The organism is Pandoraea sputorum (assembly GCF_000814845.2).
Taxonomy (GTDB): Bacteria; Pseudomonadota; Gammaproteobacteria; order Burkholderiales; family Burkholderiaceae; genus Pandoraea; species Pandoraea sputorum.
This window is the reverse complement of sequence record NZ_CP010431.2, coordinates 280,214-297,437: the sequence shown is the minus strand read 5'-3', so window position 1 is coordinate 297,437 and position 17,224 is coordinate 280,214. Positions and strand designations below refer to the sequence as shown.

The window sequence follows — 17,224 nt, the reverse complement described above, 5'->3', positions numbered from 1 at the left end:
CCCCGATCGCCGAGCGCCCGCTACCTCACGTTCTGCTCGCCGCAGGCACACCATCGCCGCCGTCGTCGTCAGCACCCCAGGGGGCGACTTTGGGCAAGAGCAGCATGCCCGGGATCGCGAGCGCCGTGCAGATGAGGAAGAACGTCAGCCAGCCGACGCCGTCCACGATATAGCCCGTCCCTGCGTTCGCGAACGTGCGCGGCACGGACGCCAGACTCGTGAACAGCGCGAATTGCGTGGCCGTGTAACGCGGGTCCGTCGTGCGTGCGATGTAAGCGGTAAACGCCGCCGTTCCCAGCCCCGCCGTGAACGCCTCGAACGCGATCACCGCGCCCAGTCCCGCGACCACCGCACCGGCCTCGGCTAGCCACGCGAAGCCCAGCACCGACACCAGTTGCAGCACGCCGAACACCCATAACCCACGGTTGATGCCCAGCTTGATCAGCCAGATCCCGCCGATGATGCCGCCCGCCACGCTCGCCCACAGACTCGTCGCCTTCGCCACCACGCCGATCTGTGTCTTCGTGAAGCCCAGATCCAGATAGAACGACGTGGCCAGCGACGTCGCCATCGAATCACCCAGCTTGTACAGAAAGATGAACGCCAGCACGAGCAACGCCTGCGACCAGCCGCCGCGTGTCACGAACTCGTGGAACGGCTCAACGACCGCTTCGCGCAATGTCTTTGGCGGCGTGCCGCGAATCTCCGGCTCCTTGACCACCAGCGTCATCACAATGCCCGGCAGCATGAACGCCGCCGTCGCGAAAAACACCTGCGACCACGGCAGATGATCCGCCATGATCAGCGCCAGCGATCCCGGCACCAGACCCGCCACCTTGTACGCGTTCACGTGCATCGCCGTGCCCAGCCCCTGCTCGCGATCGGACAGCAACTCGCGTCGGTAGGCATCCAGACAAATGTCCAGACTCGCGCTGAAGAACGCCAGCGCCGCCGCCAACGCGGCAATCGTCATCAGATCGCGCTGCGGCGAATACGTCCCCATGATCGCGACCGCGCCCGCCACCAGCAGTTGCGTGACGAACATCCACCCGCGACGCCGCCCCGGCTTCCATCCCAGAAAATTGGGTGCGAAGCGGTCCATGAGAGGTGCCCACAGAAACTTCCACGTGTAAGGAAACTGGATCAGCGCAAACAGGCCGATCGACTTGAGATCTACGTGCTCGCTGCGCAACCACGCCTGCACCAGATTGAGCAGGATGAAAAGCGGCAAGCCGGAGGTGAAACCGAGAATCACGCAGATGAGCATCCGCGTGGGGTGGAAGACGCGCCCGTCGTCGGGCCGCAGCGAATCGGTCATGGAAAGGACAATTGGGGCCAGCCGCCTGCGATGCACGGCGCCCGGCCCCCGACGTCGATTGCTACGCGGGGTCCGGCGCTACGCTGCCCCGCAAGCTGCCGTCGGTTCAGGAACGCTTGACGCGATAGACCGCAAGACTACCACGCCAGTTCGCCCCCACCGAAACCAGTCGCCCATTGTGCAGGACCGCGCGATCCAGAATCTTCACACCGACGTCCGGCGCCAGTGCTTCGAAGTCCTTAATCGTCAGCACCCGCACGTTCGGCGTGTTGTGCCACTGGAACGGCAGGCTCTTAGACACCGGCATGCGCCCCTGCAACACCGACAGCCGATGCGGCCAGTAGCCGAAGTTCGGGAACGACACGATCGCTTCGCGTCCCACACGCACCGTCTCGCGCAGAATGTCTGCCGTGCGGTGAATGGTCTGCAACGTCTGCGACAGGATGACGGTATCGAAGCTCTGATCTTCGAACAGCCTCAGCCCGTCTTCCATGTTCTGCTGAATGACGTTGATACCGCGCTGCGCGGACGCGAGTACGCCCGCGTCGTCGATCTCGACACCGTATCCGCTCACGTCGAGTTCGTCGGTCAGCAGACGCAGCAAAGACCCGTCGCTACAACCGAGGTCCAGCACTTGCGAGGACGGCTCGATCCATCGCGCGATGACACGAAAGTCGGGGCGATCTGCGAGCGAGGCCGAAATGCGATGGCGCGACGCCGCTAGTTGCGCGGCCTGCGCACTGTTGGCCGGAGCGGTGGACTGGCTCATACGCCGACCTCCTGAGCGATACGTTCGTAGTAAGCGCGCACCAGATTGTGATAGCGCGCATCGGTGAGCAGGAAGGCGTCGTGACCGTGCGGTGCGTCGATCTCGGCGTAGCTCACGGTGCGGCGCGTGTCGAGCAGCGCCTTGACGATCTCGCGCGAGCGCGCCGGGGCGAAACGCCAGTCGGTCGCGAACGACACGATCAGATACTTCGCGGACGTGTGCGATAACGCCTTCGCCAGATCACCACCGACCGTGCGCGCCGGGTCGAAGTAATCGAGCGCGCGCGTAATCAGCAGGTAGGTGTTGGCATCGAAGTACTCGGCGAACTTGTCGCCCTGATAGCGCAGGTACGATTCCACTTCGAACTCCACGTCGAAGCTGAAGCGGTAGCCGTCGTCCTTGCCGTTGCCATTACCGTTGCCGCTGCCGTCCTTCACCTCGTCGACCAGCGCTTCGGCGCGTCGCAACGCGCGGCCGAATTTGGTCGCCATGTCCTCGTCGGACAAATAGGTGATGTGCCCGATCATGCGCGCCACGCGCAAGCCACGACGCGGCACCACACCGTGCGCGTAATAGTCGCCGCCGTGGAAATCGGGATCGGAGAGGATGGCCGAGCGTGCGACCTCATTGAAAGCGATGTTCTGCGCCGAGAGCTTGGGCGTGGAGGCAATCACCAGACAGTGCCCCACCCGATCGGGGTACATGATGCTCCACGCCAGCGCCTGCATGCCGCCGAGACTGCCGCCCATCACGGCGGCGAACTTGCGGATGCCGAAGGCGTCGGCCACGCGGGCCTGCGCATTGACCCAGTCTTCGACCGTCACGACAGGGAAGCGCGCACCGTACGGTGTGCCTGTGGCTTCATTGAGGCTCATCGGCCCCGTCGAGCCGAAGCACGAGCCGAGATTGTTCACGCCGATGACGAAGAAGCGGTTGGTGTCGAGCGGCTTGCCCGGACCGACCATGTTGTCCCACCAGCCGATGTCCTTGGGGTTGTCGGCGGCGATGCCCGCCACGTGATGCGACGCGTTGAGCGCGTGACACACCAGCACGGCGTTGCTGCGATCGGCATTGAGCTCGCCATAGGTCTCGACCATCAGGTCGTAGCCCGCGAGGGTGCTGCCGTTTTGCAGTGCCAGCGGCTCAGCGAAATGCATCCGCTGCGGCGTGACGATTCCGATTGAAGATTCCATAAATCCCTGTCCGAAACATGCCGGGGTCAGCGTCATCGTCAATACGAATCGACGGACGATGTCCTGAAGCGTTCTGTGCGGGAAAAGGGGTCGACGGAAAAACGGCGGGGTGCGCGAACGACCTCTTTAGCCGCATTTTTATTGAATGTCCCACGACGAGGATCCTGGAGATCCTCTGTCCGAGTCATTCGCGCGCCCGCAAGCGAGTCACCAAATCGGCGCGCCAGTCATCGCAACAAGGCCGGACGATATGTCGTCCGCCCTGCCACGCGTTGCAAAAGTATAACGTAATCTGCGCACTCGGCGCAGACGAGCCACTGCCGCCGGACTTAGCGCAGCAGTGCCGCCACTTGCGGCTCGGCGCCTTCGGCCGGCGAGCGCTTGAAGCCGCTCTTGGCGAAACGGTGCCAACGACCCAGCACGTACGAGACGAGCAGGTTGGCGCGCGAGTTCGCGTCGAACGTCTCGGGCAGCGTGCCTTGCGCTGCCGCCAGGCGCAGCACCTGACGCAGCGACGCTTCGATGCGGTCGAGCAACTGGTTCATGCGCTCCTGCAGACGCTCGTGTTCGCCGACCAGCGCTTCGCCGGTCAGCACGCGCGTCATGCCGGGGTTCTTCTCGGCGAAACCGAGCAGCATCAGCACGATGGCGCGCGCTTGCGTCACACCGTCCTGATCCTGTGCGGAAATCTGGTTGATCAGGCCGAAGATGGTCTGCTCGATGAATTCGATCAGGCCTTCGAACATCTGGGCCTTGCTCGCGAAGTGGCGATAGAGCGCCGCTTCGGAGACATCGAGGCGAGCCGCGAGCGCGGCCGTGGTGATCTTCTCGCCCTTGGGCGTCTCAAGCATGGCCGCAAGGGTCTGCAACACCTGCACGCGGCGCTCGCCCGGTTTGGGACGGGTGGTCTTCACCGGCGCAGGCGCGGGCATGGCCTCCAGCGCGTCGGCGGTGCCGAAACCGGCGCCGTTCGAAGAGTTTTCCTGCTGCATCGTCTGGTCGTTATCAGTTGGGATTATGTAATCGTCGCGCGGCAAAGGGCTGACGGGGGGAGCCTGACTGAGCCCTCACCGGCCCGTCACTTGCCCCTCACATGCCTGGCACCTGCCCCGGTCGCCAGGTACGCCCTTAACTCGCGCAGAGATTGTACTTTGATATCTACGAAGTGTGGGCGGCCACTTCGCGCCATAACCTTGCCAAGACTGTTTCTCACCGGCAGGTGTCCCGTGATCCAAACGGTCTTGATGCCGAAATGCCGCAGGTGCTTGAGGTGCGAGCGCGTGTCCTCGACAAGCCAGGTGTTCGAGGGTGTCAGCCCCTCGCGCACGAGCAGACGGCGCAGCATCGTCGGGTCGGGTTTGGCGCGCCAGCCACGCCGATCCGCCATGTCTTCGATGCTCACGAAGCGCTCGAAATGACGGCCGATTCCCAAAGCCTCGACGATCGGCATGGCGTAGTGCGCCGGCGCATTGGTCAGCAGAATCTTGCGCCCGGGCAGACCGGCCATCAGACGGGCGATGCCGCGCTCGGCGCGCAGCACCTCGGCCAACGGCGGCAGTTCATGGACTTGCGCGAGAAATTCGTGCGGGTCGATGGCGTGATGCCGGATCAGCCCGAGCAGCACCGCACCGTAGCGCTCGGTGTACGTCGAACGCAGAAGATTCGCTTCGTCGTGCGGCAGGCCCAGCTTCTCGACGATATAGGCGGTCATCGCGCGGTTGATGCGCGGAAAGATCGCGTGAGACGCGCGATGCAGCGTGTTGTCCAGATCGAACAACCAGACCGGACCGCGCGTGCCGTGCTCGCTACGGGCGAGGTGCGCCCGGCGTCGCCGGCTCAGAACGTGAGAAGAAGACACGGAGATAGCGGAATTTTGCGAGGAAATACGTGAACATGACCGTCGTCGCACGTGCGACGGGGGTCTCGGCAAGGCAAGATGCTAGCGCGCGACGCCCACTTTGACAAATTGGCTCAGCCTGCCTTATCTCGCTATCTGCCACGCCGTCAGCCCGCGCGCGCCTTCGCCCGCACCCGCAGCAGGCTGACGCCACCGCCCAGCGCCGCGAGTATCGTCGCGCACACCATCGCTGCGTGCGCGCCGTGATCGCCATAGAGATCGAACAGCAGCGCCACCACGGCCGCCCCGAGCGTCATGCCGACGGTCCGGGCAATCGTCATCAGACCGCTTGCCGCGCCGCTGCGCTCGCGCGGCGCGCCCATCATGATGATGCGGTTGTTCGGCGTCTGGAAGAAGCCGAAGCCTACCCCGCAAATCACCATACGCCAGGCGATGCCCCAGTCGCTCGCGTCTGTGGGCAGCCACGCCAGCGATGCCAGCCCCACCGCGAACACGCCCAGCCCCAGCGCACTCATGCGCGCGCTGTCGAAGCGATCCGACAGCCGCCCCGCGAGCGGCGCGATAAACACGATCACCAGCGGCCACGGCGTTATCAGCAGGCCCGTCGTCGCCTCACTGCGCGAGAACGTGTGCTGCAACAGAAACGGCATGCCGACGTACGCCAGCGTTTGCGCCATATAACAGGCGACGGACGTCAGTGACGACAACGCCAGCACCGGCACGCGCATCAGATCGAGCGGCAACAGGGGTGCCTGACGACTGCGCTGATGACGCACAAGCACCACCGCCACGGCCAGCCCGAGCGCGATCTGCAACGCAGCGGCACCATGATGCCCGGCTTCGCCGACATGGCCGAGTCCGATGATGATGAGCGCGAGTGTCGCGGCATTGAGCAACGCACCGGGCACGTCGATGCGCCGCTCGGCCCCCGGCGTGCGCGGCAGGAACCGGTACGACGCGCCCAGCGCGACCAGTCCGATGGGCAGATTGATGGCGAACAGCCAGCGCCAGTCGCCCAGCGTGAGAATGACCGCCGCCACGCTCGGCCCGGCCGCCGTCGACAGCGCGACGGTCAGCGCCAGCAGCGAGATCGCGCGTCCGCCCATATGCGGCGGAAACACCATGCGCAGCAACGCGGGGACGATGGTCGACATGCATGCACCGCACAGCCCCTGCACCACGCGCGCAGCGACGAGCCACGAGAGCGACGGGGCAAGTGCACAGCCGAGCGACGCCAGCGTGAACCCGGCCACACCGAACAGGAACACGCGCCGATAACCGAGCTTTTCGCCCAGCGCCGCCAGCGGCAGCACGGCCATCGCAAAAATCAGTTGGTAAGCGTTGACAACCCACACCGTCGAGGCGGGATCGGCGACCAGATCGCGCGCGATAGTCGGCAATGCCACGTTGGCAATCGAGGCATCGAGATTGCCGAGGAAGGTGCCGAGCAGAATCGATGGAACGGCAATGCGGCGTGCGCTCGCGCAAAGGCCTTCGGCCAGCGGCGCGACAGGGGCGATCGGTTGCGTCATACAGAGGGGTTCATGGGGAAAAATCTCGGCCCGGGATTTGCTTCTCGCTCGCCAGTGCCTGCTTGGCATCATAGCCCGGGCCGGGCAGGAAAATCATGCGCAATGGTGCCGCTCGGGGAATGTTCGGCTGCACACGGTCACGCCGCACGACGTCTGCCGGATCACTCGCTCGTTATGCGCGGCACGCCACCACGACGACGCCGCGCAACAGGGAGTGACGCAGCACCGCGTCACGTGCGATTCGCCCCCCCGGACGCCCCACACGTGCTCGCTACGCAGTGCCGCGTTTAAGCGAGTTCGGACGTTAGAACGTGTGCTGAATGCCCAGCATCGTACCGAACTGGTTGCCACCGGTGACCACCGAACCGCCAGCGGCAATCGCCACTGCACCGTTCTGGCTGTTCGCCACCCAGCCCGCCATGCCATACAGCGACGTGCGCTTCGAGAGCGAGTACGTGGCCCGGCCGATGAGCATCGTGGCGTTGGCGCGGCTCTTCAACTGGTAACGAATGGCCTGTGCGTCGAACGCCCAGGTGATCGTCGGCAAATAAGTGAAGCCGATGAAGTAGATGTCCGAGCGCAGCGATGCGGCGTCGGCGCTCACGTTGCGGTGAATCCAGCCACCACCCACGCGACCCGTCGACCACTTGTAGTACGCATTGATGACCGAGTGCGAATCGGTGTACTGCGAGCTGGTCAGCGGTGCGGCGGCGCCGGTGTTGCCGCGCATCTGGTCGTACGACGCCGAAATGCCGAAGTTCTCGTAGTCGTAACCGAGCAAGCCCGTGAATTGCTTACAGGCCTGATAGTTGCCCGCGACGTTGCCCGCGCAGTTCGTGGCCGACGGTCCGCCTGCGGACGATGCATCGCGCCCGAAGCTGTACGTGGCGCCGACAGTCACGCCGGAGAACTTGCCCATATACCCGATGGCGCTGTCGCTACGCGCGTTAGCGATGTACGGGTCGATACTGGCGAGCGAGAAGATCGACGGTCCGATCACGTCCGCATTGCCCGTCACATAGAACGTCATATTGTTCTGACGGCCGATGAGCACCGTGCCCCACGAACTCGACAGACCTACGTTGGCCTGACGGCCGAACAGACGTCCGCCATAGTTCAGACCGCCGGTGCCCGGCTGAAAGCCGTTTTCCAACGTGAAGACGGCCTTGAGACCGCCGCCCAGGTCTTCGACACCCTTGAAACCGAAGCGCGACGGCACCTTGCCCGTGAGGGTCGGTTCGCCGACGAAGCTGCCGCCATTGGCAGCATTGTTGTAGTAGGCGATGCCGGTATCGACGATCCCGTACAGCGTCACGTTGCTTTGCGCGTGCGCCAGGCCTGCACCCAGCAGCAGGCCTGCGGCCAATGCGTGTTTCACTTTCACTTCTGTCCCCTTGTTTTTGAATACACAGCTACTCCAAACCTCAACCTCCGAACCGGTGGCAATGTCACAGGTCCAGCCTTGTTGGGACGGCACTGCGTCCGCCTCCGGTACTGCATTGCTTGCTCTTTCGGGTCACCGTTGCCGCCTCCTGTGCTGCACTCCGGCCTCGGTCCCCGTTGTTTTATGGCGCGACGTGAGGTGCTGTTTTTTCCCTCACGCCTTGCTTCATGCTTCGCGTACGAAAGTGAAACGCGCTTCGCGTCGGGCGATGCGCCATCCCTGCGCCGTGCGCACGAAAGTGTCTTCGAATTCGCCCATCACCTGACGGCCCTGCGCCGGACGTCCGAACGGTCCCGGCACGTCCTGCGCCGAGCCGCTCCAAAGCAGCACCGTGCTGCTGCCGATCGCACCCGTGGTCGACGTCACCTCGATCAGCACATTGCCGACGAGATGGCGCGTCAGGCGGTCCGCCGGACGGTCGGCGTACGCAGCCGCTATCGCCACCGGGCCAACGAGCGTCTCGCCATTGGGGCGCACCAGCACCCCCTTCTCGGCGAACAACGCAGCCAGTCCCTGCGGATCACGACGGTCGTTACACATGACGAAGCGCATGACGAGGTCGTGACACGCTTGTTTGGCGAGCAGCACCTCGAGCGTTTGCTGATCGATGGAGTCGGGTGTTTGTGTGGTTGGCATGTTCTGCGTCATGACGTCACCCCTTCGGTCGACGGCAGCGACAACCATGCGCGCATGGCAGCGGCCACGGCTTCAGGGCGTTCCATCGGACTCATGTGACCGCTGTGTTCCACCACACTCAGCACCGCATCCGGGATCAGCCCGGCCATGATTTCGTGACGCGCGAGCGGGCTCCACGTGTCCTGTCGTCCGCACAGCACGAGCGTCGGGCAACGCACGTCGCTCAGTTGCGCGGTGGCATCCGGACGGCCCAGCAGCGCATGGATCTGCGCCGCAAACTGATCGGGGTTGCTGCGCTCGATCATGTCGAGAATCGCGTCGAACAGCGGCATACCGATCTGGTCGGGATGCACCATGCCCGTCGCCCAGACCTGCCCCATCGCGCGCATACCCTCCTTGCGCGAACGAGCGAGCAACGCGGCGCGACCGCTGCGCTCCTTCTCAGCGGCCTCACCGTCAGGCAACGCCTGATAGCCGGTGTCGAGCAACGCGAGATGGCTCACGCGTTGCGGCGCACGGCGCACGACTTCGAGCGCTACGCGCCCGCCCATCGAATGTCCGGCCAGCGCAAAACGCGGCTCCGGCGTGGTGGCCAGCACGTGGTCGGCCATCGCACCGATGGTGTCGAGCGCGCCCCACGCGGGCACGCGACAATCGAATTCCGGCAGCAACGCGGCAGTGGCGGCCCACGCCACCTGATCGCACAGCAGGCCGGGCAGCAGCAGTAACGGCAGACGGTCCTGACTCATGCCGCCTCCTCTTGCGCCCACACACGAGTGGGAATGCACACGTCGCCGTCAAACAACCAGCGTGCGGTGCGCAACAGGCCTGCGCCCGTGACGTCGGTCTGTCCTTCGGCATCGAGACCGAGTGTCAGTCGCACGGTGAACTCCCCCGTCGGATGTTCGATGGACACAAGCGGTGCTTCGCCATCCGGCACCACGGCCATCTCGTGACAGACGGTGCCCGGCAGCGCTGCCGCCGTCGCCAGGCTAACGGCCGCCAGCACGCCGATGGACGAGTGGCAGCGATGCGGGATGAAGCAACGTGTTGCGAGCGCTCCCCCGGCCTGGGGTGCCGCAACGAGACACATCTTCGGTACCGTGCGCGAACGCACGTCGCCCAGATTCATGCGCGGGCCGACGGCGAGACGAATCGCTTCGATGCGCTCACGCATCGGCTGGAACTGCGCATCCGTTTCGAGTTGCTGCCAGGACTCTGCGCCCGTGCAACCCAGATCCTCAGCGCGCATCAGCACCAGCGGCATGCCGTTATCGATACACGTGACGGTGACGCCTTCGACGACGTCCTGGCGTTGGCCCGTCGGAAACAGCGCGCCGCACGACGACCCGGCGGTATCGCGGAACATCAGTGGAATGGGCGCTGCCGTGCCGGGCACCCCGTCGATGGCCACGTCGCCGTCGTACTTCGCCATGCCGCCCGGGGTCTGCACGGTGGCGACCGCCACCTGCCCCGTGTTGACCATGTGAATGCCGACGTCGGTCACGTCGCCCGTTGCCGCAACGAGTCCGCGCTCGATCGCAAACGGCCCTACGCCCGCGAGCAGATTGCCGCAGTTCTGTCCGTAGTCGACACGCGCTTCGTCGACCACGACCTGTGCAAAGAGATAGTCGACGTCGGCGTCCGCACGTGTGGCACGCGAGACGATGGCGACCTTGCTCGTGAGCGGGTTCGCGCCGCCCATGCCGTCGATTTGACGCGCATCGGGTGATCCCATCGCAGCGAGCAGTACCGCGTCGCGCGTGGCGGCGTCCGTGGGCAGATCGTCCGCGAGGAAGTACAGCCCCTTCGAGGTGCCTCCCCGCATGACGGCGGCGCGAATGCGCGTCTGAGAGTGCTTTAGCTCGCCCAAGTCGCGCCCCTCACTCGCCTTGCAACTCGTCGAGCGAGTCGACATAGCGCAGGCCCTTCGCGGCAAGACGTTCGCGCATCTTGTAGTAATCGAGGCCGAGCGTGCCCCCCGCGAGTACGCCGCGCTTGTAGGCTTCGTCCGCACCGCGCGCGGCGGCCGCTTTCGCGACGGCGTGCGCGGTGGCAAACGGCACCACGACGACGCCGTCGTCGTCGGCCACGATCACGTCGCCCGGGTTGACGATCTGGTTCGCGCACACGACCGGCACGTTCACCGAGCCGAGCGTTTCCTTGACCGTGCCTTGCGACGAGATGGCCTTCGACCACACCGGGAACTGCATCTCGGTGAGTGTGCCGATGTCGCGGCAACCGGCGTCGATGATCAGCCCGACAACACCGCGCGCTTTCATCGACGTGGCGAGCAGATCGCCGAAGTACCCGTCGTCGCACGGCGACGTCACGCCGACCACGACGATGTCGCCCGGCTGTGCCTGCTCGACCGCGACGTGCAGCATCCAGTTGTCGGACGGCGGCGCAAGCACCGTGACGGCGCTACCGGCCACCGCCGCACCAGCGTAGATCGGGCGCAGATAGGTGGCCATCAGGCCGAGACGGCTTTGCGCCTCGTGCACGGTGGCGCTGCCTGCGCTGCGCAGAATGTCGAGCGTAGCGGCATCGACGCGCGGAATCTGACGAACGACGACGCCGCGAATCATGACAGTTGCTCCGTAACGACCGGCGTGAGACGCATCAGCCCCTCCGCGTACTTGATGTCGCGCGACGCGGTGATGCCGATGTTGCGTTTGGCCTGCACACCGCGTTGCAACGCCACGCGCGTGTAGTAATCCCAGAGGTGTTCCTGACCGGCCATGCATTCGATGGCGGCGCGCTTCTTGTCCCACACCGGCGTGATGTCGACGAAGGTGTTCGGGATCCACTCGCATTGCTCGGTCTGATGCGGCTCGAACGCGAGGACGGCCGGCGCACCGATGATCTTCTCGCCCGGCTTGTGACCTTCGGCCTGTGCAATCACGCGCGCTTCCTGCGTGACGTGCATCGCCAGCGGGTGATCGAAGTTGTACGGGTCCTTCTCCGAATGGCTCAGCACGAAGGCGGGTTGCACGTCGCGATAGATGTCGACGAGCCGGAACAGCGTTTCGTCGGACACGCGCATCGGGTAATCGCCGATGTCGAGAAACTCGATTTCCGCGCCGAGAATGTCGGCGGCGCGTTGCGCCTCTTCACGACGTGCGGCCTTGACCTTCGCTTCGGTCATCTCCGCGCCCTTGCGCCAGAGCTTGGCCGACTCGCCGCGCTCGCCGAACGACAGGCAGACGATCTTCATGCGATAGCCCTGCGCGACGTGCGTGGCGATCGTGCCCGCTGCGCGCCAGACGAAGTCCGCCGAGTGGGCGCTGACCACGAGGCCCGCCAATCCCGAATTGCTGCTGTGCTGTGTTGTGCTCATGTGTTTGACTCTGATACTTGTTGCGCAGCCCGGCGACGCTCGCTCAGGCGCTTTCCAGTCCGACCAGGGTGCCGAGCAGTTCCGGCGACGCGGCCAGATCGCTGCTGCGCCCCGCCCAGACCTGACGGCCCCGGTCGAGCACCAGCGCGCGGTCGGTGAGTTCCAGTCCCAGTTCCGCGTGCTGCTCCACGAGCACCACGCCCATGCCGCCGTCGGCGCGCAACTTCCAGAACGCATCGACCAGTTGATCGACGATGACGGGCGCGAGCCCTTCGAACGGCTCGTCGAACAGAATCACGCGGGGATTGCCGATCAGCGCGCGGCCGATGGCGAGCATCTGTTGCTCGCCGCCCGAGAGTTGATTGCCCAGATTGCGACGACGCTCCTTCAGACGCGGGAACAGGTCGTAGACGCGCTCCAGCGTCCACATGCCTTTCTCATCCGCAGCACCGGCCCCCTCGGCCATCGCCGAAACTTGCAGGTTCTCTTCGACGGAGAGCGACTTGAAGATCTCGCGCTCCTGCGGCACCAGCGCCAGTCCGGCGCGGGCGCGCTTGTAGGCGGGCCACGACGTAATGTCGTCATCGCGATAACGCAGCACGCCGCCGTGACGCGTGGTGAGGCCAAGCAGGCTCAGCAGCAACGTGCTCTTGCCGACGCCGTTACGTCCGAGAATCGCGACGGCTTCGCCAGCGGCCACACGCAGGCTCAGGTCTTCGAGCACGATGGTTTCGCCATACCCGGCACTGAGCCCACCGGCTTCGAGCAGAATGTCAGTCATGATGGCGACGTCCCAGATAGATATCGCGCACGCGTGGATCGCTGCGCACTTCGTCCTTCTCGCCTTCCATCAGCACCGCGCCTTCGACCAGCACCGTAATGCGGCGCGCGAAGCGGAAGACAAGATCCATGTCGTGTTCGATGACCATCACCGCGACGTCTTCGGGCAAACGCTCCAGCAGTTCGAACAACTTGCGGCCCTGTCCCGACGGCACACCGGCAACCGGTTCGTCGAGCAGCAGCACCTTCGGATCCAGCGCGAGACCCAGCGCGATCTCGACCTGACGACGCTGGCCGTACGCGAGTTCGTTGATGCGCTTGCCTGCGAGGTCGATCATCCCGAGTTCGCGCAGGCGCTCTGCCGCTTCCTCGACCACCGCCGGGCGATTCGCCAGCGGGCGGCCGATGCAACCGTCGAGTCCGCGTCGCGACGTAAGGGCGAGGCCCACGTTCTCGGCAACGGTGAGCGTGTCGAACAGCGTGTTGAGCTGGAACGTGCGTGCAAGACCGAGCTTGACGCGCTTGTGCGACGGCATCGACGTGACGTCGGTGCCGCCAACGCGCACCACGCCTGCGTTCGGCTTGAGCACGCCCGTGAGCAGGTTCATCAACGTGCTCTTGCCCGCACCGTTCGGTCCGATCAGCGCATGACGTGCGCCGACCGGCAGCGACAGCGTGACGTTGCGCGTGACGTCGAGTTGGCCGAAGCGCTTCGACAGTCCCTGAATTTCGAGTGCAGCGCTCACGGCGTCACCTCCTTGTCCGTGGTCGTTGCGTTGGTGTTCTCCGCCGATGCCGGTGCAACAGCAGGCACCGATGCGGAACGAAGCACGCGCGCAGCGAACCGATCCACCAGACCAATGAGGCCGTCCGGCGCGAAGCGCACCACGACGATCAGCAGCACGCCGAGCGCGGCGAGCCAGTTCGTCGGGTCGATGGCGGCAATCCGGTCGGACAGCACCATGAAAACGACCGCGCCGAGTACTGCGCCGTAGAGGCGTCCAGTGCCGCCGAGGGCGAGCATCACGAGAACGTTCGCCGAGAGCGTGAACGACAGCGTGTCGAGCGCAACGATGTTGTTGACCTGCGCGGACAACGCACCGGCGACACCCGCGACAGCGGCGGCAATCGTGTACAGCATCAGGCGACGCAGGCCGACGCGCACGCCCAGCAGCGACATGCGCATCGCGTTCTCGCGAATGCCCTGCACCGTCAGGCCGAACGGCGAGTTCACGAGAAACTGCGTGAACAGATAGACGACGAGCAGCACCGCGAGCGCGTACAGATACGCCGTGTGGCCGTAGATGTCGAACTCGAACATGCCCAGCACCGGCGCGATGCTGTAGCCGGTCAGGCCGTCGTCGCCCATCGTGATGGACTTGGCGACGTTGCCCGCTTCGTACAGCAGCGTGGCGCACGCAAGCGTGAGCATGATCTGCGTCAGCCCGCTCACACGCAGCACCACAATGCCGGTAATCAGCCCGACGACAGCCGCCACCACGGCACCGGCCACCAGACCCAGCAACGGATTCGGCGACACATGCAGCGCGAACAGACCGGCCGCATAGGCACCGCTACCGAAGAACGCCGCGTGTCCCAGCGTCTCGATGCCGCAGTAGCCCTGCACCAGGTCGAGCGAGAGCGCAAAGATGATCATGATCAGCACGCTCGTGGCGAGCGCCAGATACAGATCGGCGAAGAAGTACGTGGCGACGGCGGCGAGCAGCAGCAGCGCGTCGAGCATGCCGAGGCGCTTGCGACGCAGCGCCGGTGCCACTTGCGCCGCACCGCTCAGCGCTTGCGAGGGTTTCGTAATTGACATCTTCACCCTCCGCTTACGCACGACCGACCAGCCCTTGCGGGCGGATCAGCAGAATGGCCAGCACGGCCAGATAGATCATGAAAGCGCCAAGCGCAGGCACGTAGTAACGGCCGAGCGTGTCGATCAGACCGAGCAGCAGACCGGCATAGAGCGAACCGCGCAGGCTGCCCAGTCCACCGGCGGCAACCACGATCAGCACCAGCACCAGATACTTCAGGCCGTAGTACGGCTCCAGCGGCAGGATCTGGCTCGACAGCGCACCGCCAAGGCCCGACAGACCGCAACCGATGGCGAACGTGATCGAGAACACGAGCGGCACGTCGATGCCGACGCAGCGCGCCATGCGCGGATTGTCGACGGCGGCACGCAGCTTCGCACCGAACGACGTGCGCTCAAGCCCCAGCCAGATACCGAAGGCCACGACCGCGCTGCACACCAGCGCAAAGATGCGATACACGGACACCGAGAACGCCCCGAAGTCCCACGTGCCGCGCAGGCCCTGCGGCACAGGAATGGTCTGCAACTCCGTGCCAGCGAGATGCTTGGCAATCGCGCAGATGATGAACGCGAGGCCGATCGTCATGAGCAACTGCCCCAGACCGTTGGCCGTGTAGACCCAGCGATACAGCGTGCGCTCGAGCACCGCACCGAGCACCATCGTGCCGAGCACGCCGACGAGCAGGGCGACGAAGAAATCGAGGCCGGCACGCTGCATGGCCCACAGGGTGAAATAACCGCCGATCATGGCAAAGGCGGAGTGCGCGAGATTGACTACGCGCATTACGCCGAGCGTGACCGTGAGGCCCACGGAGATGAGAAACAGCAGCATCCCGTAGGCCACACCGTCAATCGACAACGACAGGAAAGTGGCAAGCGATTGCGTCATGAGGAATTACCGAAACCTAACGAACAGAGCGAACTTCGGGGGGGTGTCGCCTGCGTTACTTCGCGGCCACTTCCGGGTGGCTGATGTGCCACGGCTCGACCACCGACTTGTACGTGTCGATCGGCTTGTTGCCGAGCTTGCCGTCGATGGTTTCCACGCGACGGATGTACACGTTCTGCACGATTTCACGCGTCTTCGGATCGATCGACACCGGACCGCGTGCGCTCACCCACGCGTAACCCTTCACAGCGGCAATCGCCTTGTCGGCGTCCTTCTTGCCCTTGGTCGCCTTGATCATCTGTGCGATCAGCGTCATCGAGTCGTAGGCCGAAACCGAAGCAATCGACGGCAGTGCGCCCGGGCCGTACTTCGCCTTGTAGGCCTTAACGAATGCGGTGTTCTCCGGCGTCGTGAGGAACGGCGAGTAATGCAGTGCGGTGATCGTGCCCAGTGCGCTGTCGCCAATCGCGGGCAGGTCCGACTCCATCGTCTCGGTCGTGGCGAACAACTGGATGCCTGCCTTGTCGAGTTCGCGCTCCTTGAACGCCTTCACGAAGCCTGCCGACATCGGACCGACCGGCATGAACATGAAGACGGCGTCCGGCTTGGCGTCACGCACGCGTTGCAGGTAGCTGGAAAAGTCCGTCGTGCCCAGCGGCACCTTCACTTCAACGGCGACCTTGCCGCCCGCCTTCTTGAACGTCTCGCTATAGGCGTCGATGGCGTCGTAGCCGGTGGCGAAGTCGGCGACCACGATGGCCGCATTCTTCACGCCTTTCTTCGCGGCGTATTCGACGAGCGGCACGCTCACGGTCCACTGGGTGAAGCCCGTACGCACGAAGTACGGCGACTTGAGCGTGACGCTCGACGTGCCCGAGTTGCCGATAACGAGCGGCGTCTTGGTCTGGTTCACGACGTCGGCCATGGCCAGCACGTTCGGCGTGAATGAGCCGCCGAACAGGTACTGCACCTGATCGCGCACCACGAGTTCCTGAGCAAGCTGACGCGTGCGTTGCGGGTTCACGCCGCCCTCGTCGCGCTCCAGCAGCACAATCGTGTCGTCGCCGACTTTGCTCTTGTTCTGCTCCATCCACAGGTTCAGGCCGCGACGATATTCAGTACCCCACCACGATGCGGAGCCGGAGAACAGGCCCAGCACGCCGACCTTGATTTCCTCGGCGCGCGCGACCGAAACGGCGGTGAATTGGCAAGCGCTCGCAAGTGCCACAGCGAGCCAGAGATGGCGCTTCATCATGGTGTCGTCTCCTCGTCGGCGTCGTAGCACCGATCCGTTTTTCATGAAGCCGCGCCGGGGGTTGGCGCGCCTTTTCTATGTATCCGGAACAGCTTAGGCAGACGAAATGAGCGCGTCGAACGACCTTCTCGCGTCGAGCGTTGCGTTTTTCGTATATCCCCGAGATTTCCCCTACGTTGCGAGACGTTTTTTACGAGGGGAATTTCGCGCTGCGGGACGAGCGACGTTTCGCGAGTGGAACGCCCGCCGTACAAGGCACGGCGGGCAGTCGTCAGGAGGCGTCACGTCGTCGAAAAATCGTGCGTGAGCGAGTGAGGCGAGACATGCAAGTCATGGCGAATCCGGCGATTTTCGCCGCGCTCGCCGGGGCATCGGCGAGCGACCTGCAACG

At 64.7% G+C, this 17,224-nt stretch carries 17 protein-coding genes; all 17 read right to left on the bottom strand.

Annotated elements, in window-relative coordinates; genetic code table 11:
- Positions 1-25: 25 nt before the first annotated feature.
- The 17 genes from NA29_RS01285 to NA29_RS01205 all read right to left on the bottom strand — a co-directional run bounded on the left by NA29_RS01285 (position 26) and on the right by NA29_RS01205 (position 16,833).
- Complete coding sequence (locus NA29_RS01285) at positions 26-1,318, bottom strand: AmpG family muropeptide MFS transporter (protein WP_039394861.1); 1,293 nt, start codon at positions 1,316-1,318, stop codon at positions 26-28.
- Positions 1,319-1,424: 106 nt separating this feature from the next.
- Positions 1,425-2,087 carry a methionine biosynthesis protein MetW gene (gene metW / locus NA29_RS01280; RefSeq protein ID WP_224786741.1) on the bottom strand — a complete coding sequence of 221 codons (663 nt, stop codon included), beginning with the start codon at positions 2,085-2,087 and terminating at the stop codon, positions 1,425-1,427.
- Positions 2,084-3,280 (bottom strand): homoserine O-succinyltransferase MetX, encoded by a 1,197-nt coding sequence (metX, locus tag NA29_RS01275; protein ID WP_039394858.1) that lies wholly within the window; start codon positions 3,278-3,280, stop codon positions 2,084-2,086. Before metX ends, metW begins: the two co-directional genes overlap by 4 nt.
- A gap of 329 nt (positions 3,281-3,609) precedes the next feature.
- A complete protein-coding gene (slmA, locus tag NA29_RS01270; RefSeq protein WP_039394856.1) occupies positions 3,610-4,272 on the bottom strand; it encodes a nucleoid occlusion factor SlmA in 663 nt (220 codons plus the stop codon).
- Between the two features lie 86 nt (positions 4,273-4,358).
- Positions 4,359-5,138: an HAD-IA family hydrolase gene (locus NA29_RS01265; RefSeq protein WP_039394853.1), complete on the bottom strand. Its 780-nt coding sequence runs from the start codon at positions 5,136-5,138 to the stop codon at positions 4,359-4,361.
- Between the two features lie 146 nt (positions 5,139-5,284).
- Positions 5,285-6,670, bottom strand: a complete 1,386-nt coding sequence (locus NA29_RS01260; protein ID WP_039394850.1) for an MFS transporter — start codon at positions 6,668-6,670, stop codon at positions 5,285-5,287.
- Between the two features lie 304 nt (positions 6,671-6,974).
- Positions 6,975-8,054 (bottom strand): porin, encoded by a 1,080-nt coding sequence (locus tag NA29_RS01255; RefSeq protein WP_371328954.1) that lies wholly within the window; start codon positions 8,052-8,054, stop codon positions 6,975-6,977.
- Positions 8,055-8,279: 225 nt separating this feature from the next.
- On the bottom strand, positions 8,280-8,750 hold the full coding sequence (locus NA29_RS01250) for a nuclear transport factor 2 family protein (protein ID WP_052253155.1): 471 nt from the start codon (positions 8,748-8,750) through the stop codon (positions 8,280-8,282).
- Between the two features lie 8 nt (positions 8,751-8,758).
- Entirely contained in the window at positions 8,759-9,499 is a 741-nt protein-coding gene (locus NA29_RS01245; protein ID WP_039394847.1) for an alpha/beta fold hydrolase, read from the bottom strand.
- Entirely contained in the window at positions 9,496-10,578 is a 1,083-nt protein-coding gene (locus tag NA29_RS01240) for a 4-oxalomesaconate tautomerase (protein ID WP_039401972.1), read from the bottom strand. The genes NA29_RS01245 and NA29_RS01240 overlap by 4 nt, the downstream gene beginning before the upstream one ends.
- Before the next feature lie 55 nt (positions 10,579-10,633).
- Positions 10,634-11,338, bottom strand: coding sequence for a 4-carboxy-4-hydroxy-2-oxoadipate aldolase/oxaloacetate decarboxylase (locus NA29_RS01235; RefSeq protein ID WP_174555891.1), 705 nt, complete (start codon positions 11,336-11,338; stop codon positions 10,634-10,636).
- The gene (locus NA29_RS01230) at positions 11,335-12,090 is read right to left on the bottom strand and encodes a PIG-L deacetylase family protein (RefSeq protein WP_039394845.1); all 756 of its coding nucleotides are present in this window, start codon (positions 12,088-12,090) and stop codon (positions 11,335-11,337) included. Before NA29_RS01230 ends, NA29_RS01235 begins: the two co-directional genes overlap by 4 nt.
- 43 nt (positions 12,091-12,133) lie before the next feature.
- Positions 12,134-12,871, bottom strand: a complete 738-nt coding sequence (locus NA29_RS01225; protein ID WP_039394842.1) for an ABC transporter ATP-binding protein — start codon at positions 12,869-12,871, stop codon at positions 12,134-12,136.
- The gene (locus NA29_RS01220) at positions 12,864-13,616 is read right to left on the bottom strand and encodes an ABC transporter ATP-binding protein (RefSeq protein ID WP_039394838.1); all 753 of its coding nucleotides are present in this window, start codon (positions 13,614-13,616) and stop codon (positions 12,864-12,866) included. Before NA29_RS01220 ends, NA29_RS01225 begins: the two co-directional genes overlap by 8 nt.
- Positions 13,613-14,692 carry a branched-chain amino acid ABC transporter permease gene (locus tag NA29_RS01215; protein ID WP_039394834.1) on the bottom strand — a complete coding sequence of 360 codons (1,080 nt, stop codon included), beginning with the start codon at positions 14,690-14,692 and terminating at the stop codon, positions 13,613-13,615. The genes NA29_RS01220 and NA29_RS01215 overlap by 4 nt, the downstream gene beginning before the upstream one ends.
- 13 nt (positions 14,693-14,705) lie before the next feature.
- On the bottom strand, positions 14,706-15,578 hold the full coding sequence (locus NA29_RS01210; RefSeq protein ID WP_039394831.1) for a branched-chain amino acid ABC transporter permease: 873 nt from the start codon (positions 15,576-15,578) through the stop codon (positions 14,706-14,708).
- 55 nt (positions 15,579-15,633) lie between these two features.
- Positions 15,634-16,833, bottom strand: coding sequence for an ABC transporter substrate-binding protein (locus NA29_RS01205; protein WP_039394828.1), 1,200 nt, complete (start codon positions 16,831-16,833; stop codon positions 15,634-15,636).
- Between the last annotated feature and the right edge of the window lie 391 nt (positions 16,834-17,224).